We start from the raw sequence: 24,553 nt of genomic DNA, 5'->3' as shown, positions 1-24,553 counted from the left end.
ATTTTATTTTTTACGAGGTTTTTTAGTTTGATTGATTTCGTCTCTTAGTTTTACTAAAGCATCTTTTTTATCTGTAAAAAGTTGTTCTAACGAATATTCTAAAAGTTCGTAGGCATCTAAAATGTTTTCTTTTGTTATATCAGCATAATGACTTCCTGCATTTCCAATCCATTTGATTGCCAGCAAAAAACCTCCAACTTCTTGATTCGTTTTTTCATAAACTTCAATTCTTTGGTGTAATTGAGTGTCCTTAAGTCCTTTTTTAGTTTGATGCTGTTTAGGAACGTTTAATTCATCTAAAAGTACTTCTACAACAATTCTTATTTTATTGGCACAAGAACTTAAATCCATCCAATATAAGCCGAATGATTTATTTAAGACATTTGAAACAGACTTTGGACAAGATTTTGGAATTGATATAATTTTAGGTGCTGGATAAAAGGAAACTGGCATAAAACTTCTTTGGATTCCAATTTCTTCATCTGAAGGATAATTTTCCTCAGACATTTCTCCAGAAGCTACAACAGTTTCTTTACATTCAGAACATTCATAGTGAATTGAAAAGACATAATCTGAATAATGATATCCTCCATATGAATTCATTTCTTCGGATTTATTCGTTTCATTCCGTAATTGATTGGCTTTATTATTAGATAACAAAACACCTGTTTCACAAGTTGGACAAGGTTTTTTTGTTTTCCAATTCAGCCATATTTTTCTGTTAAATCTCAATGTTTATTTTTAATGTGTTACAACGTTGTTTTGTATGGAAAGTTGCGATTTTTGTGAACGAGGAATTTCCGTAGGAAATTCAGAAGTTGGCAAAAAAGCAACAAGTTTTAGTTTAGCTAAATATAGCAATTTTTTATACAAGGTGTTGGGCACAGTATTTATTTGCATTTTTTTACTTTAATATCTCTTATTGAGTCAAATTTCCGTTCATATTTGAAATTAAACTTTTCTGTCAAGTCACTATAAGTTGATAAGTAAAACTCTGTAAATTTATATTGTTCATCTTCATTTGTCACAATTCCATTTTCGTCCCTTATAATTCCCGAACTTCCTGTTCGTCCGCAATAAAAAACTCCGAGTTTGTCTCTTGGTGGTTCATTAGGATTTTTCTCGGTTGTCCATTCTTCGTTAAAATCTCTGACATCCATTTTCGGTAATTCAGTTTTCTTTCCGTTTTGGTCAATTAAGTAATATTTATGGTCAATAAAGCCATATTTTTGGTCATTACTCAACAGTAAAATTCCGTCATTTGGAATTTCATAAATCAGTCCGTTTTCCGTTTTTTCGAGTAAGATTCCGCAATCTTTTTTGTGAATTATATTGACTCTTCCTCTATAGTCATTCGGTATTAAGAATGTTTCTGGTCCAACAGTATTAATGTTTCTCCAAATTGGCCAAAATGCAATTATTCCGACAATAAAAAGACCAATAGGAATTAATTTTTGTTTCCAAGTTTTTTTTGAAATTAAAATTAGTACAATTCCAATCACAAAAATTGGCAATCCAATTATTACAAAAAACGCAGCAAATGTCAATCCAAATGCTCCGATTGCAAGTAAAGAAATTCCACTGTAAAATAAAATGTTACTTGTCTTAACGTTCATTTTTTATATTGTGCCCAACGTTGTTTTGTATGGAAAGTTGCGTTTTAAGTCGACGGCTATTTTCCGAAGGAAAATAGGAGTTGACAGAAATGCAACAAACCTTTGATTAAGCCAAATTTAGCAATTTTTTATACAAGGTGTTGGCAAATGCGTTATTTTATTTCCATTTTCATATTTCGTTTAATATTCACGTTATTTTTAATTTACAAGTAGTAATTTCATTAAATTCCATTTTTCAGGCATTTCCAATTCCGCAAACTTGATAAATTAAATTCCGAGTAAAAATTCCGCAACTTTGGTTTTCAGCGTTTGAGTGTTTTCCTTTTTTGTAAAATTTAGAAAACTCTCCGATTTTTCAAAATTTTAATTCGCGAGAGAGTGTTTAACTTTTTTCAGAATTCCGATTTACAAACTAAAAAAAAAGCCAAAATTATACTTTATTAAACGACTTGTATTCGGCTCGATTCACCAGTTTTTGCCAACGTGTTTGTATATGGTTTGTTGCGTGGTTAAGCAACTAAGTTAACAAATAAAAACCGAATAGAAAATCCGCGAGGATTTTCGTAAGTAGGCTAGAACCAAGCAATAAATTATATACGGTGTTGTGTGTAGTGCTTTTCTATCCTTTCGTTATTAATACTTCCATCACATATTTTACAAAAGTATCTTTTATGTTTTTGTTCAAATCTCGCATATTTTTAAAATTACTTACATTGATTCTATTCAGGATATCGTTTGTTATATTCCTAGGAAGGTCAACCTCGTAATTTTCATTAAACTTTTCAATTATGTTTTTTATACGAAACTCCACAAATTTCTTTTTGTCACTATAAAATAATGGCATAAAGTAGCCTTTGTAATCAAATCTTGACCTTAATTCAGGTGATATTCTCTTTGGAAAATCTTCTTTACTTATGTTAGATGTGAAAATTATTATAAAGCCATTTAGGTCAATTTCTTCTGCCATAGAGCTTACCATTTTTCCGTTTTCTAAAACATCCAAAAAATAGTTGAAAAGCATTGAATTTGATTTTTCAAACTCGTCAATTAGAATTAAACCAGTATCAGATTCCTTTACTCTTATAAATATTTCTCCTTCATCACTTCCAATATAACCTCTAGGACTTCCGATAAGTGAATTTAAGGAATTATCGCTACTATAATTTCCAAAATTAATTTTAGCAATCTTCTTTTTTCCTCCAAGGGATTTGTGGATTGCTCTTGCAACTTCTGTCTTACCAACACCTGAATCTCCCATTAAAAAAAGAGATAAAATTTTGTGTTCTCCTAACTTATTAAAAACACCAAAATTCCTTATTAGTTCTGAAAAATCATCTTTAAATTTTTCGTGTCCATATATTTGTTTGGCGAATGTTTTTGAAAATTTATTTATATCATCTGAATCTAAATCTATAATTTTTTTATGCTTTAAAACATTTGATTTTATTGTGCCGTCAACTTGATTATATTCTATTTCAATATCTTCTACTACGTCGATATCTAAAAAACTGTCAAACAAATACCTTAAATTAAATTCAAATAGCTCCTTATGGTTTTTATCGGCAATAAAAATGGTGTCATAAGGATATTTTGGAATTACTAATTCAGCGTTGTATTGTAGTTTTTCAAGTCCAGCTAGAGAAGAAATATCAACTATTTGAGAATATTCATCTAGTTCATCAATTTTATTAAAATTATGTAAACCATCAGAGATACTTATTATTTCTTTGCCTTGTTCTTTTTTTAGTTTTTTGTAAAAGGCAAAATAGTTTTTATCAAAAAATAAAAGTTGTCTATCCATCTAATCAATTATTTTGGGATATCAACATTTTGAATTATAGCAAGTAAATCAATATAATGGAATTCTTTGTTTCCATCTTTTGAGCTAGCAAATATCAAATTAGAATCCTTATTTTGGGTTGTATATTGGCTGTCTTGAATTTCTTTTGTTTCGTCATTATTGTTGGTAGCCATATTTTGCATAGTTCCTAACTCTTGAAAGAATTCGAAAGAGTTTTTTAATGAATCAACTTTTATTTTTCCTTTATATAGACCTACGATTGAAACCTTTCCAATAAATAAATCATCAACGCTATAAGAACTTTCAAATTCACTTTCAAATGTTAGAGGTATTTTAACTAATAGTTCGTCATTACTATTTTCAAGTATTCCTTTCATTTTATATGAATAATCTTTGAACATAGAGTTGAATAAATTATTAATATCAAAACCATTAGCTCCTGGAATATTCATTCCTTTAAAAGAACCACTTGTGAACAGTTTTACTGTTCTTAATTCGGGTTCATTTTCTAAAGAAAGATTGACATTGTCAAGCTTAATTAAACTGCCTTCTTTCAAGTCTGTAAAACTATTTACGGATTGACTTTTTTCAATTATTTCACTTAAAATTACTGATTTTGTAGTTTTAATTTCAAAAGTTTCAAGAACTTTTTGAGAATCTGAATTAAAATTTTTTCGTCCAGCTTCGCCTTCAATCGATGCTCCTGCAATATTGAAGAAATTTAGAAAATTAATTCCTAGTTTACCTCTATAATCGACCTCTTTTCCATCACTACTGTCAGACTGTTTTTCACGACTTAAAGCAATAACATTACTTAACATCATTTTGATTTCGTAAACCTTTGGGAAATTGATGTAATATATGTTGAAAATCATAATTTAATTGTTATTACTGTTGTTTCTGTGCATTACACACAACGTTGTTGTGTTATGAAAAGTTGCGATTAAAATGAACGGCTATTTTCCGAAGGAAAATAGAAGTTTATATAAATGCGACTAATTTTTATTAAGCTAAAATTAAGCAATTTTTTTTACACGGTGTTGCCTAAATTTGTTTTTTGTTTTTCCTATTTTGGTTATTATTTTCGAGATTTAGCGTTCAAGAGATAATTCCGCCAATATTTTCAATTCCGCAATATTTGGAATTCAACAATTGAGTGTTTTTTCATGTTTTGACTTACGAGATCTTTCCTAATTTTCAAATTTTACGTTTGAGAGATAATTCCGCCAAGATTTTCATTCCGCAATAATTGGAAATTCAACATTTGAGTGGTTTCCTTTATTCTTGAAAAACGAGATTTCTCCGCCTTTTAAAATTTTGAGTTTGAGTAAAAATTCCACAAACTTTGTTTTAAGAATCTATATATTTTCAACCTTTTTAATTTTTATAAAAAACTAAATTTTTGACTCGCGAGAGAGTGTCTAACATTTTAAAATTCAAGAGTTTTATTGTTTTTTTTCCAACGGTTTGAGTGGTTCTGGACAATTTTTGGCAACGTATTTATATATGGTTTGTTGCGTGGTTTAAGCACTTAATTTAGTAAATAATTACTAACAAAGAAAATCCGCGAGGATTTTCGTAAGTAAGCAAAAAGCTAGCAATAAATTATATATGGTGTTGGCTGTAGTTTTTTTATATTTTTTCACTCAATTCTTTTGGTAGTAATTTTTCCAAAATCATCTTCTGTTTCTTTTCAATTACTAAAAATTTCCAGTTTTTTTCTCCACTTTCAGAAATTGCATAAACGTCTTTTTGAGACTGAATTTCAAAAAAATCAGTTTTTTCGTTATAAACGACATTTTCAGAACCAAAAGTGCTTTCCAATGACAATTTAGTCAAGTTTATTCTCGTTGTTTTTTCGTCTTTTGTTTCTCCTTCTTCTCCTTTTATTTTCATATTCATTTGATTTGAATAAGTCAGAAGTGAATAATATTTCTTTTCAATTTCCTTTTTGTCATTAACTTTCAAGATTTTTGGATTTTTTATTTCAAATTCCATATCTGGATTGTTAAAAGTCATTTTCATAACCTTAATCATTTGCGATTTCGGAATAATTTCAAAAAATTCAGGAACAATATATTCCATAGATTTTTCAAATTCCATATTTACAATTGTACTCAAATAATCATTAAATTCCTTTTTCAGTTCATTTTTATAATCTTGCGCAATTCCAATTGCACTAATTGTCAAAAATAGAATTGTAAATAAATTTCTTTTTAATTTCATATGTTAATTTTGATTTCGGTTTTTAATTACAGCCAACGTGATTGTGTATGGTTAGTTGCGTGTTTAAGCAACTAATTTAGTAAACAAAAACGAACGCGAGAAAATTCCGAAGGAATTTTCCAAATAAGCACTTGCCAAAGCAATTAATTATACACGGTGTTGGCAAATCGTTTTTTATTCCGTCTCAATTTTCCAGTTTTCAGTATTCAAAACTCCATCTATTATATCATAATCAGGTAGTTTCTCAAAATTAATTCTCAATTTCGTTCCGATATAATTTCTAAACACAATATTGTCAATTCCGAAATCGAGATTTAGATATTTTGTTTTAAAATCTTTGTCAATAATTCCAATTTGGTCATAATCCGCAATAATGAATTTGTCCTTTGTTGGTAATTCGGCTAATTCTCTAAATTCAGTTTGTTGGTCAAAAAAGAGAGTTTCTCTTTTGTCAATATCCAATATATAAAGTCCATCACTTGTCAAAACAGCCACTTGATTTATTTTTTCCGCAATTACAGTTTTCTTTGGTTCTCCACGAAAAGCTCCAATCCATTCAATTCCGTCTTTTGTTGTGAATTTTGTCCAACTCCAAATTTGACTTTTCCAAACTGTATTTAAGTCAAAAGTTTTCTCTTCATATTCTCCAGAAGTAGGTTGGTAAATAAATTCAGCTTTCAATTTTTTCTTTCAGTTTTGGGTTTGGTCAAAATGTTTGCCAACGTGTTTGTATATGGTTTGTTGCGTGTTTCAAGCAACTAATTTAGTAAATAATTACCGACCAAGAAAGTCCGAGAGGACTTTCGTAAGTAGGCGAGAAGCCAGCAATAAATTATATACGGTGTTACCACACGTTTTTTATCTTTTCAATTCGTTCAGGATATATTCCGTTTTCTAAAAACTCTTTAAATTCCTTTCCAAGAAATTTTACATTTCCAGAATTAATTGTTGTGTTTTTCCAATTTGAAACTATTAATTGAACGATTTTAAACAACTCTTTATTTTCATCTCCATTTTCAAATCCGATTCTTAATTCGCCTTTTTCAATTCCGACAAATTTGAAGAACAGACCTTTTTGAGTTTCACTTATTTTATTTAGAATTTGTATAAAATATCCACTATAATCTGGATATGGAACTTTTTCGGATTGAATAAGTTCGCTCTCAAAATATCTAAAACCTGTTTCAATTCCGTTTTTTTCAAATTGTTCAATCCAATATTTGGCTGTTGGAACTTCCTTTTCGGTTGCTGTGATATAAATCTCACGGTTACTAATCCAAGGTTTTGTATAGGTTTGAGTGATTTTCGGTTCGCTAATTTCTATTGATTCACAATTCAATTCAAACACACTTTCTGTATCGAATTTTAAACCAATTCCTCTTTCCGTTAAGTCAATTCTGTTAATACAAGATTCTTTTGTTGGTGAGAATTGTTCTTTTTTATAAGTCCAATTCGTAAGTCCGATTGGTTTTAAACTAAACTCTTTTAATTCTTGTTTTTCTCCTGCGACATATGTTCCAACTGTTTGATATCCGACTACAATTTCAAGTCCGTTTTTTGAATCATTAATTTCAGATATAAATCCGTCTTCGAACCAATAATTTTGGTCGAGCCATTCCTCTAATTTAGTTCTGTTTTCGATGTTCATTCAAATGTGTGGTAACGTTGTTGTGTTAAGGAAAGTTGCGTTTAAAGTGAACGGCTATTTTCCGCAGGAAAATAGGAGTTTACAAAAATGCGACTAACTTTGATTAAGCTAAAATTAAGCAATTTTTTTTACACGGTGTTAGCATACGTTATTTTTGATTCATTATTCGAACAAATGTTTCGTGTAAATAAATCCGTCTTAATTCGTTAGCTTTCCTCTTATTGTAAATCAAAATTTCAAATTCGGTTTCTGGTCTTACATCTTTTAAAGGACCAGCAAACATATCAGATTCCACTTTTGCAATTGTGTCTAAATAATTTGTTTTAGCAGATAATATTAAATTTCCGATAATTTGTTTGGCTTGACTTATTGTTTCGTTTTCTGAGCTTTTAAAATAATCATATTTTTCAATTTCTACTTTTTCTTTATTTAGGTCATACGTAAACCCATAAATACTATCTTTAGTGATTATCGCTCCTTTTTTTACAAAATCATATTCAAGGTTTACATTGGTCGAACGCTGTTCTATAAAAACAAGAGAGTCAAATTCCTTTAAGTTCAGTTTTAAATTCGAAAATATTTGAGAAATTTTTTCAGCTCTTTTTTTGAGGTTTTCTTTTGCTTTATATAATAATTCTTGTTCAGGACTTCTGCCACTCTTAAGTTTGTAAATAACAGTTGTGTCGATAAATTTTTTTACATAGTTTTCATCTTCGTACACTTTCCAATCGCTTTCAAATTTTTCGGTATAGAGTTCTTTGATATTTTGTCCATTTGCAAATGAACAGATGAATATTAATAAGAACGTAATTTTTTTCATAATGTATGCTAACGTTGTTGTATAAGCTTTGTTGCGTGGTTTAATCAGTGAATTTAGTAAATAAAACACGAACGGCGAAATTCCGAAGGAATTTCCCAAGTGAGCTAAAACTAGCAATAAAGTTTATACGGTGTTGTGCCCAGTTATTAGTTTGTATATTGTTTTATTTAGTTTTCCTGTTTTCTCAAATATTTTTAATTCTGTTCCTTTTTTCAAATCTCGACTTGCAGTTGCAGCAGAAATATCTTTAAATATATCCATATAATCTTTTCTAGTAAATTGAATTTTATTTAAAGAAACAAAATATTCTAATCTGTCTTTTTCATTTAATGTTCGATTATTGAAATTCAATAATTCACTTATTGAAATATCAATTACTCCTAACATATATTCAATAAACTTTGTTGATTTTCCAGATTTATCACTTTCAGCTAAAGCCTGGTAATATTTTTCTTGATCGTTACTAATTAAAGTTTCAAAAGGTAAAAATTCAAATATTGGATATTTTTCCATTAATATTAGAGTTTGCCATAATCTTCCCATTCTTCCATTACCATCTAAAAATGGATGTATAAACTCCATTTCATAATGGAAAACACAACTTTTAATTAACTCAATTTCGTCTGACTTTTTTAAATATTCAAAAAGGTCTTTCATTAAGTATGGAAGGTTTCCAAAAGGTGGAGCTACATGTTCTACTTTAGTGCCTTTTACAATTCCAACACTTTGTTTCCTATATGTTCCTGCATCTTCAACAAGGCCTTTCATTAAGCTTTTATGTGCTTTTAAAAATGACTTTTCATTAGATGGTTTGTAAATATCTAAATTCTCGTAGATTTCTATTGCATTTAAAACTTCAACAACATCTTTTTTTGGACCAATAACTCTTTTGTTTTCAAGAAGTGCTGTTATTTGTTCTTCTGTAAGTGTATTTCCTTCAATTCTTAGAGAGGAATGAATTGTTTTAATTCTGTTCTGTTTTCTTAATTTAGGAGAAGGTTTGTTTAATAAGTTAGCGTTTACTTCACCTATTTTTTCTGAAATAGAAGTTATTAATTTTAAAATTGAAGATGTTATTTCGTAAGGTGGTTTCATTCGTGATACTATCATTTGATATTATCAAAGATACAATCATTTAATTATATTTCTTTAATGTAACGGATTTTTTTAATTGGGCACAACGTATTTTTGTATGGAAAGTTGCGATTTTTGTGAACGAGGAATTTCCAACGGAAATTCAGAAGTTTACAAAAATGCAACAGCCTTTGTTTAAGCTAAAAGTAGCAATTTTTTATACAAGTTGTTGGCAAATGCGTGATTTTTTTATTACGTTCAACTTTTTCACAATTTTCTTTTTTTTCAAAATTCAAACTCTGAGTGAGAATTCCGTAAACTTGCTAAATTCAGAGTTTGAGTAAGAATTCCACCATTTTGTTTTTCCGTATTTTGCCAAATTCCGCAAACTTGCTAAATTCAAGGCTTGAGTAAAAATTCCGCAATTTTGGATTTTCAGGGTTTGAGTAAATTCCATTTTATTAAATTTTTAAAACTCTCCAATTTTTACAAAATTTCACGAGCGAGAGACTGTTCCATAAATTTTAAATTTCTACATTTTCCGAAATTGGGTTTTGAAAAGAGAGGAAAAGCAAGAAGTAAATTTATAAAACAGACTTTATTTCGGCGCCTTTCCCGAGTTTTTGCCAACGTTGTTGTTTATGGGAAAGTTGCGTTTAAAAGTGAACGGCTATTTTCCGCAGGAAAATAGGGGTTTACAAAAACGCGACTAGTTTTGATAAGGCACAATTTAGCAATTTTTTATAAACGGTGTTGCAAGTAGTTGGTTTTTTTTCAGTTTGTAGCACTTTTTCATTTTCAAAATTCAACGTTTGAGTGGTAATTCCGCCAAGTTTGTCATTCAAGGTTTGAGTGAATTTCGCGCTCTAGATTTTTCGTGTTTTGCTAAATTCCGCAAACTTATTAAATTCAGGGTTTGAGTGAAAATTCCGGCATTTTGCTAAATTCCGCAATTTTGGATTTTCAGGGATTGAGTAAATTCATTTTGATTAAATTGCTAAAACTCTCCAATTTTACAAATTTTGCCGAACGAGAGAGTGTCTAGCTTTTTTCCGTTTTTAAATTCAAGAGTTTTGAACCGCAAATTTCAAGTGTCTGAGTGGTTTCCGCCAATTACTTGCAACGTTGTTGTATATGGTTTGTTGCGTGGTTTAAACACCTAATTTAGCAAATAAAAACCGAATAGAAAATCCGCGAGGATTTTCGTAAGTAGGCTAGAACTAGCAATAAATTATATACGGTGTTACCTGCTGGCTTTATATTCGTTTAAATATTTATTTCCTTGTTCAATTAAGTATTTTGCATTTATAAAATCAGTTTTGGATTCGTGAATTATAAATCCATTATTTAGGTAAACCCGTTTTTTTTCATTTTCTCCATTTGATTGCTTGTTTACCCTTTCCGCATAGATTAATAAACCATTTTTGTAATAATAGTTTTCGGTCAGATAATTGTCTGTAGAGGCTGAATATTCAATTCGTATTAAGTCCTTGTTTTCAGGGTAATAATATTGGTAATATTCAAAACCACCAGTTTTATCAAAGTTTTTACCGTATTCAATTATTCCTTCCGTAATTGATGATTCCAATTCATTATCAATACTTCTATGGTAAGTATATTCGGTAATCTCTCGAATAATAGTTATATCTGGTAAATCTTGGCTTTTTACTCTTTTATATTTTGCTCCTTTTCTAATTTTTTCCTCTTTTCAATCGTAGTAATAAATAATATCTTCATCACTTATTTTATAACGTCCAACTTCGAAACTCTCGTTGTTTGGCTTAAAAAAATAAAACTCTCCGTCTTTTCTGAAAGTACCATTTGTCTCAATAGATTTAAAATATCGATAATCGTCTTTTTGTGATTTATCGTCGAGTCTAAAATTCCGATGACAATATGTAGAATCTGAATATATTATTATTTCTTGGATTGCATATTTTTTTTCGATTTCAAAAGTTTTGCTTTCAACTTTATAAATCCGAATTGCATTTTGTCCGTATGAACTGAAAAGTGGTAGAATTAATAATGTCCAAAAAATGTATTTCATTAGTTCGTAAGTTTTTTCAGCTTGCAGGTAACGGGTTTGAGCATGAAAAGTTGCGAGTTTTGAAATCGTAATTTTTCAGGCGTATAAATATATTATTTTTTTGATTTAGAACCATTCTATTTTACTGAATAAAGCAATTTTTTATGCGCATTGTTGTAAGCTGGCGTTTGTTTCTATTCAGGAATATATCCATATTGTATTAATTCCTCATTATTCTTAATTTCTTTTGTTCCTCCATCATAAATTATTACCGTTCTTGTTGCAATATCTAAAATATTTCGATAATCGTGGTCTGTTATTATAAAGCCTTTATTTTCAGATTGTTCAATTATTAACTTTTTTATTTCCTCTTTGTGAATAGGAGCAACGCCATTAAATGGCTCATCTATCAATATATATTTAGCATTTGATAAAACAATTAAAAATATCTCAATAATTCTCTTTTCCCCTCCAGATAGTTGATTGCTTTTTTTATCAAGGAATTGTTTTATTAAGTGATTATTAGAAATTATTGTTGCATTTTTCTTATCACAAAATAATTTTATAATTGTCTTAATCTTGATATGATTAGGTAGGAAATTATTTTGAGGTAAGTATTTTATTAAATTTCGATTGTAAAATATTCCTTTAATGTACTTATTATCAACTTTCACAAATTTATTCTCCGCTTTTATAGAACCAAAAATAATTTTTAATAAAGTCGATTTTCCTATACCGTTTCTACCAAGTAGCCCAATTATTTCGCCTTTCTCACAGGATATAAACACATCAGATAAGATTTGTCTATTATTATAACTTTTTAATACGCTGTCAACATGCATTTTTTTCATAAAGTCAGAATTAACAATGTTAACATTAGACTAATAATCAAATTACTAATCCATAATACATATTTGGTCAAGCCAAGGTTATAATAAAAATAGTATTCATTTGCGTTTTTTATCTCGTATATAAAGAATTGAAATGCAAGCGAAAAAATAAAATATGCTCCCGCAGCAGCACCAGAAGAAAATAATGGAATTGCATCAGAATCTATTTTCCCCATTGCAATTAAAACATACTTATATGCAAATCCACTTAATAGAGCCATTAATAACGAAGGTACAATCAGTTTTTTGTAAAATATCAAGAGCGAAGTAATTATTCTCATAGATTTTTTTTTGGACAGCTTGCTTACAACGTTGTTGTTTATGGGAAAGTTGCGTTTAAAAGTGAACGGCTATTTTCCGCAGGAAAATAGGGGTTTACAAAAACGCGACTAGTTTTGATGAGGCACAATTTAGCAATTTTTTATAAACGGTGTTGCAAGTAGTTGTTTTTTTTCAGTTTGTAGCACTTTTTCATTTTTCAAAATTCAACGTTTGAGTGGTAATTCCGCCAAGTTTGTCATTCAAGGTTTGAGTGAATTTCACGCTCTAGATTTTTCGTGTTTTGCTAAATTCCTCAAACTTGCTAAATTCAGGGTTTGAGTGAAAATTCCGGCATTTTGCTAAATTCCGCAATTTTAGGTTTTCAAGGTTTGAGTAAATTGATTTTGATTAAATTTCTAAAACTCTCCAATTTTACAAATTTTGCCGAGCGAGAGAGTGTCTAGCTTTTTTCCGTTTTTAAATTCAAGAGTTTTGAACCGCAAATTTCAAGTGCTTGAGTGGTTTCCGCCAATTACTTGCAACGTTGTTGTTTATGGTAAAGTTGCGTTTAAAAGTGAACGGCTATTTTCCGAAGGAAAATAGGGGTTTACAAAAACGCGACTAGTTTTGATGAGGCACAATTTAGCAATTTTTTATAAACGGTGTTGCAAGTAGTTGGTTTTTTTTCAGTTTGTAGTACTTTTTCATTTTTCAAAATTCAACGTTTGAGTGGTAATTCCGCCAAGTTTGTCATTCAAGGTTTGAGTGAATTTCACGCTCTAGATTTTTCGTGTTTTGCTAAATTCCTCAAACTTGCTAAATTCAGGGTTTGAGTAAAAATTCCGACATTTTGCTAAATTCCGCAATTTGGGGTTCTCAAGGTTTGAGTAAATTGATTTTGATTAAATTTCTAAAACTCTCCAATTTTACAAATTTTGCCGAGCGAGAGAGTGTCTAGCTTTTTCCGTTTTTAAATTCAAGAGTTTTGAACCGCAAATTTCAAGTTTCTGAGTGGTTTCCGCCAATTACTTGCAACGTTGTTGTGTTATGAAAAGTTGCGATTAAAATGAACGGCTATTTTCCGAAGGAAAATAGAAGTTTATAGAAAAGCCACTAATTTTTATTAAGCTAAAATTAAGCAATTTTTTTTACACGGTGTTGCCTAAAGTTATTTTTTGTTTTTCCTAGTTTGGTTATTATTTTCGAGATTTAGCGTTCGAGTGATAATTCCGCCAACATTTTCAATTCCGCAATATTTGGAATTCAACATTTGAGTATTTTTTCATGTTTTGATTTTCGAGATCTTTCCGTATTTTAAAATTAAGTGTTTGAGTGATAATTCCTCAAAGATTTTCACTCCGCAATAATTGGAAATTCAACATTTGAGTGGTTTCTTTTATTCTTAAAAAACGAGATTTCTCCGCCTTTTTTAAATTTTAAGTTTGTGTAAAAATTCCACAAACTTTGTTTTAAGAATCTCTATATTTTCAACCTTTTTAATTTTTATATAAAACTAAATTTTTGACTCGCGAGAGAGTGTCTAACATTTTAAAATTCAAGAGTTTTATTGTTTTTTTTCCAACGGTTTGAGTGTTTCTGGATAATTTTTGGCAACGTTGTTGTTTATGGGAAAGTTGCGTTTAAAAGTGAACGGCTATTTTCCGCAGGAAAATAGGGGTTTACAAAAACGCGACTAGTTTTGATAAGGCACAATTTAGCAATTTTTTATAAACGGTGTTGCAAGTAGTTGGTTTTTTTTCAGTTTGTATCATTTTTTTATTTTTTCAAAAATCAACGTTTGAGTGGTATTTCCGCCAAGTTTTTAATTCAAGGTTTGAGTGAATTTCAGGTTTTATATTTTTCGTGTTTTGCTAAATTCCGCAAACTTGCTAAATTCCGGTTTAGAGTGAAAATTCCAGCATTTTGCTAAATTCCGCAATTTTGGGTTTTCAAGGTTTGAGTAAATTGATTTTGATTAAATTTCTAAAACTCTCCAATTTTACAAATTTTGCCGAGCGAGAGAGTGTCTAGCTTTTTTCCGTTTTTAAATTCAAGAGTTTTGAACCGCAAATTTCAGGTGTCTGAGTGGTTTCCGCCAATTACTTGCAACGTATTTTTGTATGGAAAGTTGCGATTTTTGTGAACGAGGAATTTCCAACGGAAATTCAGAAGTTTACAAAAATGCAACAGCTTTTGTTTTAGCTAAAAGTAGCAATTTTTTATACAAGTTGTTGTAAAATGCGTGTTTAATTTTTCCATATTTTTGGTTTTTTTCAGCTTCTACTAATTCAGCTTTTATTTTTTTAGATTTATTTTTAAGAATTAATTCAGCAATTCTGATTTTTGGTATTTTACTAAATTTTCAAATTTATCGTTTGAGTAAGAATTCCAACATTTTTATTTTTTTTCCGCAATTTTGGTTTTCATAGTTTGAGTATTTTTTTTTTAATACTAAAACTTTCCAATTTTACAAGACTAGTTTTTAGTATTTTGCTGAATTTCTCAAACTTTATAAATTTAGAGGTTGAGTAAGAATTCCGCAATTTTGGTTCTCAAGCATTTGAGTAAAACCTTTTTATTAAATTTCTCACACTTTCCAATTTAGACAAATTTTCACTCGCGAGAAAGTGTTCCATATTTCTGAAAATTTATTTTCCAACATTTAGGTTTTCAAACTTAAAAGCCAAAAGTTAATTTAAAATAAATTAGTTGTTTATGGCGCGATTCAGTAGTTTTTTACAACGGTTTTGTGTATGGTTAGTTGCGTGGTTTTAAGCAACTAATTTAACAAAAATGGAACGAACCAGAGGAAATTCCGCAGGAATTTCCACGTAGACCTGAACCAAGCAATTAATTATACACGGTGTTGTAAAACGTTTTTTTCGTAATGTTAATCGATTATTATTAAATCAGTTAAATTAGTAAAATTACCTTTATCAGTTATTCTACCGGAAACTTTAAATTGCAAAGAGTCATTTTCAGGAACTACAGAAAATTTGTAAGTATGAGATACGGAAGAATTATTGTTTATAATAGTAGTATATGTTCCGCCAAGACCGTCTTGTCCTAAAAGTATATCGTTAACGTTACTTCCAGCAAGATAGTTGTCATTGAAATCATAAATGGTGATTACATTTAATGAATCTATATTATTTGTGTATATAACATCAGTTGGTCCGCAACCATCGCCCATTTCCATTCTATTTGTTATTGAATCCGCAGAAACTCCAATTCCTAATTCGTTTGGATTAAATTCATCTAAATACGGATATATTCCGTTTTCATCATAAGAATATATAAATCCTCGTGCAGATTCTATAGTATTTATACTTACATCTTCATCTCCATTACAACAAGAATTAATGGTAATAAGTATTAATGTAAACAATATTATTTTCTTCATTTTTTTTTAATGTTTTACAACGTATTTTTGTATGGAAAGTTGCGATTTTTGTGAACGAGGAATTTCCAACGGAAATTCAGAAGTTTACAAAAATGCAACAGCTTTTGTTTTAGCTAAAAGTAGCAATTTTTTATACAAGTTGTTGTAAAATGCGTGTTTAATTTTTCCATATTTTTGGTTTTTTTCAGCTTCTACTAATTCAGCTTTTATTTTTTTAGATTTATTTTTAAGAATTAATTCAGCAATTCTGATTTTTGGTATTTTACTAAATTTTCAAATTTATCGTTTGAGTAAGAATTCCAACATTTTTATTTTTTTTCCGCAATTTTGGTTTTCATAGTTTGAGTATTTTTTTTTTAATACTAAAACTTTCCAATTTTACAAGACTAGTTTTTAGTATTTTGCTGAATTTCTCAAACTTTATAAATTTAGAGGTTGAGTAAGAATTCCGCAATTTTGGTTCTCAAGCATTTGAGTAAAACCTTTTTATTAAATTTCTCACACTTTCCAATTTAGACAAATTTTCACTCGCGAGAAAGTGTTCCATATTTCTGAAAATTTATTTTCCAACATTTAGGTTTTCAAACTTAAAAGCCAAAAGTTAATTTAAAATAAATTAGTTGTTTATGGCGCGATTCAGTAGTTTTTTACAACGTGTTTTTGTATGGAAAGTTGCGTTTTATATGAACGGCATTTTTCCGCAGGAAAAATAGAGTTTATTAAAAATGCAACAAACTTTGATTAAGCCAAATTTAGCAATTTTTTATACAAGGTGTTGGCAAACGTTATTTATTATTTCCTAAATTTCTATATTTACTGATATAAAAAAGGCAACCTAAAATTCCGAATATTATTATTCCAATATTAGCATTTCCTGTATTCCAGTTGTTGTAGACATATTTAATTCCTAAAACTCCAGAAATTATGTAAATAAAAAACAATATTTTTCCAATATTAGATTTATAATGTTTTTCTTCTCTGTCTATTATTAATTCATTTTTTGTGCCTTTAATTTTATTTCCATTCAGATTTTCAGTTCTTCTTTTTCTCTTTTTGTTCAGATTTTCAATTCTTTTTTTAAATGTAAATAGGAAATTTTCAAATTCATCTTTTTCAGGATTCCAATTTGGAAGTCTCATAACAGTAATAACTTCTGAAGGATTGTAAATCTTAAAATAACGATATTGAAATTCAGTTCTATATTTCCAACTTTCAATATCTTCTATGTTAACAGATTCATTTTTTTGCATTGTCAAAATTGGTTTCTCAACCCACAAGAATTCTACTTTTTTATTTGATAATGTAATTTGTGCTTTTCCGAATGTTAATTTAGAAGCAATTAAATAAGATATTATAAACGTTGAAATTGTAAATAAAAATGCTGGAATAGATTCCATTATTCCAACTAATTTCATTCCCGTAATTCCAATAACAAGTATTAAGGTCAAAAGTACAGTTATGAAATAAAAAATTGAAATTGTTCTAAATTTGTATTCCATTTTTATGTTTGCCAACGTTGTTGTATAAGCTTTGTTGCGTTGTTTAAGCACTGAATTTACTAAATAAAACACGAACGGCGAAATTCCGAAGGAATTTCCCAAGTGAGCCAAAACTAGCAATAAAATTTATACGGTGTTGGCAATAGTTATTTCTTTTTTAAATTTCTGAATTTCATTATAATCCTCAATTTTCAAAATATTCAACAATTCCAACCAGCTTATAATTCCTTTTTTGTGATAATTCGTTAATACGTCTTTATAATATTTAATTTGTTCAGATTTGGTCTGTAAAAAATTGTATTCAATCTGTTTTCCGTTTTTCAAAGTCAAAATAAAACGATTATTCAAACCATTAGATAAATGAGGTGCAAATTCTAAAAGGTAATTTGTAAAATCTCCTTTAATGTCAAATGTTGAGTAAAATTCCAACTTCTGTATTTCTTCAAGGTCGTAATCTTTGTTCTCAATATTTATGTGATTTTCATAAAAAGATATTCTTCCACAATATTCTCCTATTTCTCTTTCATATCGAAAAAAAGTACTAATTAAAAGACCGATTATATAGATAGTTCCAATAATAAGAATTCCAGTTTCAATACCTCTAAAATTATAGTCGAAAGAATGTTTTAAATAATAAATTAGGAAAATCAAAGCAGTCCAAGAAATAGCAACAATATTTTCCGGCGAAATATAAATTCCTTTTTTTTCTCTAAATAAAGTTAGTTTTCTTGGGTTCATTTTTAATTATTGCCAACGGTCTTGTATATGGCTTGTAGCGTGCAAATTAGAAAATTATTTTCGGTTGAGCACAAGCCAGATTTTTAAATTTTACTAATTAATTTTTTTATTGGAAATCGTCAAATTTAAAAATTTGGCGACTTTCCAAATATGCCTTAACTTCGTTTAAGCAACTGATTAGCTATGAGCTATATACGTTGTTACCACACGTTTTTATGCACTTAGTTTATTCAAACATTTTTTCAAATCCGCAATCCATTCTTCTTTTATTCCGCTATCATTTTTAGCAGATTTTAAGTTGTTTTCTAAATGTGGTATAAATTCTTTGTCATTTAGCGTTTCGATTGCTTCAAACAATAAAGTTCCATATTTGCCACTTTTTAATTCGTCAATTATTTGGTCTTTAACAGCAACTTGTTTTCTATTTGCTAATCCAACTATTGCCTCAAGTTTTGTTTCTTGATGTTTGTCTTTAATTCTATTCCACAGAGCTTTAATAATTCGGTCATTATTTTGCTCACACAAAGTTCCGATTCCGAATGTTGCCCAATTCCGTATTGATGAGTATTTATCCTCCGAAAGTTCAATTAAAGTTTCGATAGCTTTTGGGTCTTCAACTGTCGATAGGGCAGATACTAAACTGTAACGAATATCTTTATTTTTAGAATTTTTGAATTCAGTCAGTTTTAAAACTTGCTTTTCTGTAAGATTTTCATTGTTATGACTTATTCCAAAAAATAGAGAAAAAAGAACGTCATCATTTTGTTCATTTTCCAATAACTTGAAATACAATTCTACAGTTTTCTGTTGTCTAATTCTTGGGTCAAAACCTAATTGAGCCAAAACATTTATTCCGATAATTTTCTTTTTATCAATTTCGGACTTTGCAAGTTCATAAGCTTTGTCATAAATTTCTTCGGTCGCTCTTTTTCTTAATTCCGAAATATTATTCCAATAGGTTTTCTCCGATTTGTTATTCACTAATCGCTCAAAAATCTTTTCACTTGTCCAATTTTCTCTTCCCATTTTAAATCAGCGGAATGTTTTTCTCAAATGTGTGGTAACGTTGTTGTGTATGGTTAGTTGCGTGGTTAAGCAACTAATTTAGCAAATAAATCATAAATAGAATATTCCGCAGGAATATTCGTAAGTAGGCTAGACCTAGCAATTAAATATACACGGTGTTGGCATTAGTTTTTTATTTATTTCAGTTTATTCATAAATCGACTTTTTTCCTTTTTTACTTTTTTTCGAAATAGGCTTTTAATTTCGGCTTGACTTATTTTGTCTTGAGTAATGAATATTTTTGAATCGTTATTCAGCATAATTTTTGAGTATCCTAAGTCAGAAGAGAAAGGGTTTGTGTTCCAAGAATAATATAATTCAATAGATTTTACATTGTCGTTATTAATTACTTCTGATTTTCCGTTTCCAGTATTTTTTATAACTAGCTGTTTATCCTCATTGTTGATTTTAATATTAATTCCTTTTTCGGATTTTCTGTATTCCATTCTGATTAATGACGTTGCAATAAATAAATAACTTAACCAATAGAAAATTATTAGAGAAATAATCGCTAAGGTCAAATTTCCAGAAGTGTTTTGTGCAATTTTTATCGTAAGAAAAACAGAGAATGAGAATATTAATATTCCAATTCCAAAAGTCAATATATTTCTAAAGTTTTTAATATTCACTCGATTTTGTTCAAATTAATGCCAACGTTGTTTTGTATGGAAAGTTGCGGTTTTGTGAACGAGGAATTTCCAACGGAAATTCAGAAGTTTACAAAAATGCAACAAACTTTGATTAAGCCAAATTAAGCAATTTTTTATACAAGGTGTTGCAAAATGCGGGTTTAATTTTCGTTTTTATGTTTTCAATTTCTATTTTTTGGGTTTAAGAGTAAATTCCGCCAAGATTTTAATTCCGCAATTTATTCAGTTTCTCATTTTAGTTTTTTCGTGCTTTTAGTCGCATTTAATTCCGAAAGTGAGTAAACCTTTTTGTTTGTTCTCTAAATCTCTCAGCCTTTCTAAAATTGTGTTTGAGAGTTATTTTCACCAACATTTATTCAACACTTTGCTTAATTTCTTAATTTTCTTTTCAAACAGTAAATAAGTTTCAAGTTTTCACTAATTTTCAAACTAGTTAAATTTGACCAACTTTTTCAACGTTCTGAAACACTAATTATTAATAAAATTCTTTCAGAATTTTCCAATCTCGAGAGAGTGTTCCGCAGCATTTTTTTCAAACTTTTTTCCGCCTTTTGAGTTTTCTAACTTGTAAAATAAAATATATTTTAAAATAACTTTTGTTCTTAAATTATATTTTCAGCCAGTTTTTTGCAACGTGTTATATGCAATCAAATATATTGATTATTGGTTAAATTCTTCCGGATAATAAAAGTTTTTACTTTTTATTATCATGTTCGTTTAGAATTTACTTTAGACTACAAACGTTCTTGTATTTTTGTGTAAACTGTAGTTTTTCTGTGAGTTTTTCATTCTTTTTCATTTAGAAGTTAAATTTAATGAAAATAAATGAAAGCAATTAAATATTATTTTTTTTCAGTTATATTATTATTCACTTTTTATCAATTTTTTCTGAATCTTGTTAAAAGTTAATTTTAAAGGAAACATTGTGGGGCGTTTGATAATATTAAATGTGGTTATAAATGGTCTTCTTTAATGGATATATTAAAAATGTCAATTCGACATTTTTTTAATAAAAATGGATTGTTTTTCTGTAAAATTGACAGTAAAACACAAAATTATAACTGAAATTTAATGATAAAATAAGAGGTAATCATTTTGGCATTTTTCTTGTTTTATTGAAGTCGAAATCATTAAAAGATTTCAAATTTGAAATAATGTTTAATTTAAAATCTTGTAATTATGAACAATTTAGTAAGTGTTCCTAAAAACGGAAGTTTAGCGAACAGTAATTCAAATCAAAACTTCCCAAATTTATCTAATTGGTTAGATGATATTTTTAATAGAGATCTACCATCAGTATTTACTTCAAACTTTAATTCTGGTCTTACGTTACCAAAAGTAAATATCAAAGAATCTGCTGATGCTTTTACGGTAGAAGTGGCAGTTCCGGGATTAAAAAAATCAGATTTCCATATTAATATAGATAATCAAGTATTATCTATTTCTACAGAAACAAAAGAAGAAAAAGAACAGAAAGAAGAAAATTATACTCGTAGAGAGTTTGGTTATTCTTCTTTTAAAAGAACTTTTACACTGCCAGAAAGTGTAGATGATGAAAAAATTAATGCCAGCTATAATGAAGGTATTTTAAATATTTTATTACCTAAAAAAGAAGAGGCAAAACAAAAGCCTGCAAGAAGCATTAAGATTACATAATTGATGCATTAAATTTTTAAATTTAAGGAGGTAGTAAATAGAGGGAGGCTGAGTAATTGGTCTCCTCTATATTGCTAAAAATGTTTAATTTTTTAATTTTTAATGTTATGGCTAGAAAATTTAAATCAGGAGATTGGGTAAGGGTTAAAGGAAAGTTAATTGCTCCTAAAATGCAAGTTCTTAAATATGTTCAAAAAAAAGATTCAGTTCTTGGTTTGTTTGATTACGATAGTTATTTAGAGTGTGTTTGGTATAAAAATGGTGAACGAAAATCTAAAGTATATCATCAAAATAAATTAACTAAAACAATAGAAACAGGTGGTTTGTTTAAAACTTTTTTAACAACACCTAGTTTAAGTTTAACTCAAAATTTAAAGTGATGAAAAAATATGTTTTATTAACTATAATTGGCTTATTAAGTATTAGTTGTAGTGGTCAAAAAAATGAATCTAAAAAAACAGAGTCTAAAGAAAATAATATAACAGAACAACCTAAAGGTGCTTGGAAAGTTGATAAAGAATTTGATGATAACGGTAATTTAATTAGATATGATAGTATCTATTCTTGGTCGTCTAATAGTAAATTAAACGATCTTTCTAATGTAGATAAAGATAGTTTGTTACAATCATTTAAATCAAGATTTTTTACCAATTTTTCTGGTTTCGAAAGTAAAGGTTTTAATGATATCTTCTCTAAAGATTCTCTTTTTAGCGAACATTACTTTAATAACGATTTTTTTAGAAGTGATTTTGGTAAGGATTTTATGGATATTGATAGAATAACTCAAAAAATGATGGAGAAACAGCAGCGTTTTTTAGAAAAATATCAATCAGAATTTAGTAAGCCAAAAGATAAAAATAAACAGTTATAGTTTTTATATGATTATATGAATTCTTCTTCTTTAGGGAGATGAGATTGTTTACGTATTGATAAAAAAAAAGCCTCTCTTAATGAGAAGCTTTTTTATTGAAAAAGGGGGGAGTAATATTTACAAACAGTCTTTGATCATTTTTACAGCTTGTTCTGCTGTAATATCTCTTTGTGGAGTTCCGAACATTTCATAACCTACCATAAATTTCTTTACAGAAGCGCTTCTTAATAATGGTGGATAAAAACTCATGTGCCAATGCCAATGCTTGTTTGCATTTCCATCTGTTGGCGCTTGGTGAATACCACTAGAATAAGGGAAAGAGGTGTTAAAAATCTTATCGTAAGCTTTGGTTAAAACAGCAATTGCTTCTCCGTATTGTAAAGCTTGTTCATCATTCATTTCTAAAATATTGGCTTGGTGTTTTTTAGGAACAATCATGGCTTCGAAAGGCCAAATAGCCCAAAAAGGAACTAAAACTACAAACCCATTATTTTCAAAAATAATACGTTCTTTCTTTTCTAATTCTTGCGTTAAATAATCACCTAACAAACTACTATTATTATTGTTGTAATAGTTTAATTGTTGTGTGTTCTTTTTATCAACTTCGTTTGGTAAAGAAGACTGACTCCAAATTTGTCCATGTGGGTGCGGGTTACTACATCCCATAACTGCACCTTTGTTTTCAAAAATTTGAACATAATTGATGTTTGGGTTTTTAGATAATTCTGTAAATTCTTTTTGCCAAGCAAAAACTACTTTTTGAATTTCTGATGCAGACATATCTGCTAAACTTTTTGAGTGATCTGGGCTAAAGCAAATTACTTTACAGATACCAGTTTCACTTTGTGCCTTTAAAAGTCCGTCATTTACATTAAATGTTGGTGAGTCGTTTTGTAAGGCTGCAAAATCGTTTGTAAAAACAAAAACATCTTTATACTCTGGGTTTATTTCTCCATTAATTCTTGTGTTTCCTGCACATAAATAACAAGATTTATCATAAGATGGTCTTTTTTCGTTATTTACCGCTTCATTTTGCCCTTGCCAAGGTCTTTTTGCTCTGTGTGGAGAAACTAAAACCCATTCTCCGGTAAGAATATTAAAACGTTTATGCGAATAGTCTTGTAAATTTGTATTACTCATCTTTTTAGTCTTGTAATTGATTATTTTACGATATGTGTTCCTTCAGAAAGTTCAATAAAATAAACTGAGCAATCGTGGTCGAATTTATTTTTATATGCTTTAGCTGCCGTTTCTGCAAATGCTTTTGCTTCACTTTTATCAATTAAATTAATAGTACAACCACCAAAACCGCCACCCATCATTCTTGCGCCTAAAACGTGTTTATTTTTCTTTGCTTGATCTACTAAAAAGTCTAATTCGTCACAACTAACATGGTATTGGTTAGACAAACCTTCGTGCGATTGATAAATTAAAGAACCTAATAACTCTAAATCATTATTTTCGATTGCTTTTGCTGCTTTTAGAGTTCTTTCGTTTTCTTGAATTACAAATAGTGCTTTTTGGTAGTTTGCAGGTGTTATCTTGTTTGCAATTGTTTCTAAATCTGCTTCAGTAGCATCTCTTAAGGCTTTTATACCTAATAATTCAGATACGCCTTCGCAAGCAGATCGTCTATCATTATAAGCGCTATCAGACAAACTGTGTTTTACGTTGGTGTTTATCAACATTAATTGATGATCTTTAAAATCTATTTTATAAGGTTTAGATGCTACCGTTCTACAATCTAAGTGCAAAGCATTGTCTTTTATACCAAACATACTTGCGTATTGATCCATGATACCACAATTTACACCCACATAATTATGTTCTGCTTTTTGAGATATTAAAATCATTTCGTGTTTAGTAAGACCTAAATTAAATATTTCATTTAATCCAAAAACCACACTATTTTCTAAAGCTGCAGAAGAAGACATACCTGCACCTCCAGGAATATTACCTTTAAAGATAATATTAAAATTACCAATTACTTTATTTTTATTCTGAATTTCGGCAACAACACCAAAAACATAATTTTCCCAGCTTCCTTCTTTAGAAGGTTTTAATTTATCTAGCGCAAACTCAATGGTACTATCTAAATCTAAGGCAATAGCTGTAGAACAACCAGAATCACTTTTTTGAATAGCTGCTGCTATTCCTTTATTAACGGCTGCCGGAAATACAAAACCATCATTATAATCTGTGTGTTCTCCAATAATATTTATTCTTCCAGGAGAAAAAATTAATAAAGGGTCTGTTTTAAATTTGTTGATAAATGCCTCTTTTACATCCTTAATTAGTTTTGCACTCAT

23 protein-coding genes are annotated in these 24,553 nt (G+C 29.0%); 3 read left to right on the top strand and 20 right to left on the bottom strand.

Going from position 1 to position 24,553, the window contains the following annotated elements; all coding sequences use genetic code 11:
- Window positions 1-3: 3 nt before the first annotated feature.
- The 18 genes from WG951_RS08630 to WG951_RS08545 form a co-directional block, all read right to left on the bottom strand.
- Complete coding sequence (locus WG951_RS08630; RefSeq protein ID WP_105050185.1) at window positions 4-732, bottom strand: DUF4145 domain-containing protein; 729 nt, start codon at window positions 730-732, stop codon at window positions 4-6.
- 158 nt (window positions 733-890) lie between these two features.
- Complete coding sequence (locus tag WG951_RS08625; protein ID WP_105050186.1) at window positions 891-1,616, bottom strand: DUF6843 domain-containing protein; 726 nt, start codon at window positions 1,614-1,616, stop codon at window positions 891-893.
- 619 nt (window positions 1,617-2,235) lie between these two features.
- On the bottom strand, window positions 2,236-3,417 hold the full coding sequence (locus WG951_RS08620) for an AAA family ATPase (RefSeq protein WP_105050187.1): 1,182 nt from the start codon (window positions 3,415-3,417) through the stop codon (window positions 2,236-2,238).
- A gap of 8 nt (window positions 3,418-3,425) precedes the next feature.
- Window positions 3,426-4,292: a hypothetical protein gene (locus WG951_RS08615; protein ID WP_245893546.1), complete on the bottom strand. Its 867-nt coding sequence runs from the start codon at window positions 4,290-4,292 to the stop codon at window positions 3,426-3,428.
- Between the two features lie 757 nt (window positions 4,293-5,049).
- On the bottom strand, window positions 5,050-5,643 hold the full coding sequence (locus WG951_RS08610; protein ID WP_340915794.1) for a hypothetical protein: 594 nt from the start codon (window positions 5,641-5,643) through the stop codon (window positions 5,050-5,052).
- Between the two features lie 174 nt (window positions 5,644-5,817).
- Window positions 5,818-6,324, bottom strand: coding sequence for a hypothetical protein (locus WG951_RS08605; RefSeq protein WP_340915792.1), 507 nt, complete (start codon window positions 6,322-6,324; stop codon window positions 5,818-5,820).
- 163 nt (window positions 6,325-6,487) lie between these two features.
- Window positions 6,488-7,291, bottom strand: coding sequence for a hypothetical protein (locus WG951_RS08600; RefSeq protein ID WP_105050193.1), 804 nt, complete (start codon window positions 7,289-7,291; stop codon window positions 6,488-6,490).
- A gap of 148 nt (window positions 7,292-7,439) precedes the next feature.
- A complete protein-coding gene (locus tag WG951_RS08595; RefSeq protein ID WP_146105306.1) occupies window positions 7,440-8,111 on the bottom strand; it encodes a hypothetical protein in 672 nt (223 codons plus the stop codon).
- A gap of 123 nt (window positions 8,112-8,234) precedes the next feature.
- Entirely contained in the window at window positions 8,235-9,206 is a 972-nt protein-coding gene (locus WG951_RS08590; RefSeq protein ID WP_282147553.1) for a Fic family protein, read from the bottom strand.
- Between the two features lie 1,222 nt (window positions 9,207-10,428).
- A complete protein-coding gene (locus tag WG951_RS08585) occupies window positions 10,429-10,773 on the bottom strand; it encodes a hypothetical protein (protein ID WP_105050189.1) in 345 nt (114 codons plus the stop codon).
- A 120-nt stretch (window positions 10,774-10,893) separates the two neighbouring features.
- Window positions 10,894-11,232, bottom strand: coding sequence for a hypothetical protein (locus WG951_RS08580; RefSeq protein ID WP_105050190.1), 339 nt, complete (start codon window positions 11,230-11,232; stop codon window positions 10,894-10,896).
- 173 nt (window positions 11,233-11,405) lie between these two features.
- Window positions 11,406-12,062: an ATP-binding cassette domain-containing protein gene (locus WG951_RS08575; protein WP_105050191.1), complete on the bottom strand. Its 657-nt coding sequence runs from the start codon at window positions 12,060-12,062 to the stop codon at window positions 11,406-11,408.
- Entirely contained in the window at window positions 12,059-12,382 is a 324-nt protein-coding gene (locus WG951_RS08570; RefSeq protein ID WP_146105305.1) for a hypothetical protein, read from the bottom strand. Before WG951_RS08570 ends, WG951_RS08575 begins: the two co-directional genes overlap by 4 nt.
- Before the next feature lie 2,870 nt (window positions 12,383-15,252).
- Window positions 15,253-15,765 (bottom strand): hypothetical protein, encoded by a 513-nt coding sequence (locus WG951_RS08565; protein WP_105050194.1) that lies wholly within the window; start codon window positions 15,763-15,765, stop codon window positions 15,253-15,255.
- 785 nt (window positions 15,766-16,550) lie between these two features.
- Window positions 16,551-17,279, bottom strand: coding sequence for a hypothetical protein (locus tag WG951_RS08560; protein WP_211296749.1), 729 nt, complete (start codon window positions 17,277-17,279; stop codon window positions 16,551-16,553).
- A gap of 111 nt (window positions 17,280-17,390) precedes the next feature.
- Complete coding sequence (locus WG951_RS08555) at window positions 17,391-18,002, bottom strand: hypothetical protein (RefSeq protein WP_105050196.1); 612 nt, start codon at window positions 18,000-18,002, stop codon at window positions 17,391-17,393.
- Window positions 18,003-18,215: 213 nt separating this feature from the next.
- Window positions 18,216-19,028 (bottom strand): hypothetical protein, encoded by an 813-nt coding sequence (locus WG951_RS08550; protein ID WP_105050197.1) that lies wholly within the window; start codon window positions 19,026-19,028, stop codon window positions 18,216-18,218.
- Between the two features lie 176 nt (window positions 19,029-19,204).
- Entirely contained in the window at window positions 19,205-19,696 is a 492-nt protein-coding gene (locus WG951_RS08545) for a hypothetical protein (protein WP_146105308.1), read from the bottom strand.
- 1,200 nt (window positions 19,697-20,896) lie between these two features.
- Between WG951_RS08545 and WG951_RS08540 the strand changes: the two genes are divergently transcribed.
- The 3 genes from WG951_RS08540 to WG951_RS08530 all read left to right on the top strand — a co-directional run bounded on the left by WG951_RS08540 (window position 20,897) and on the right by WG951_RS08530 (window position 22,244).
- On the top strand, window positions 20,897-21,373 hold the full coding sequence (locus WG951_RS08540) for an Hsp20/alpha crystallin family protein (RefSeq protein ID WP_105050199.1): 477 nt from the start codon (window positions 20,897-20,899) through the stop codon (window positions 21,371-21,373).
- A gap of 80 nt (window positions 21,374-21,453) precedes the next feature.
- Window positions 21,454-21,753, top strand: a complete 300-nt coding sequence (locus WG951_RS08535; RefSeq protein WP_340916118.1) for a hypothetical protein — start codon at window positions 21,454-21,456, stop codon at window positions 21,751-21,753.
- Window positions 21,753-22,244 carry a hypothetical protein gene (locus WG951_RS08530; protein WP_105050200.1) on the top strand — a complete coding sequence of 164 codons (492 nt, stop codon included), beginning with the start codon at window positions 21,753-21,755 and terminating at the stop codon, window positions 22,242-22,244. The genes WG951_RS08535 and WG951_RS08530 overlap by 1 nt, the downstream gene beginning before the upstream one ends.
- Before the next feature lie 117 nt (window positions 22,245-22,361).
- Here WG951_RS08530 and WG951_RS08525 read toward each other — a convergent pair whose 3' ends face one another.
- On the bottom strand, window positions 22,362-23,384 hold the full coding sequence (locus WG951_RS08525; protein WP_105050201.1) for a UDP-glucose--hexose-1-phosphate uridylyltransferase: 1,023 nt from the start codon (window positions 23,382-23,384) through the stop codon (window positions 22,362-22,364).
- A gap of 20 nt (window positions 23,385-23,404) precedes the next feature.
- Window positions 23,405-24,553, bottom strand: coding sequence for a galactokinase (gene galK, locus WG951_RS08520; RefSeq protein WP_211296750.1), 1,149 nt, complete (start codon window positions 24,551-24,553; stop codon window positions 23,405-23,407).

Origin of the sequence: Polaribacter butkevichii (assembly GCF_038024105.1) — a bacterium.
GTDB lineage: Bacteria > Bacteroidota > Bacteroidia > Flavobacteriales > Flavobacteriaceae > Polaribacter > Polaribacter butkevichii.
Note: the sequence above shows the minus strand (reverse complement) of the source record. Positions and strands in the feature narration are given on the sequence as shown.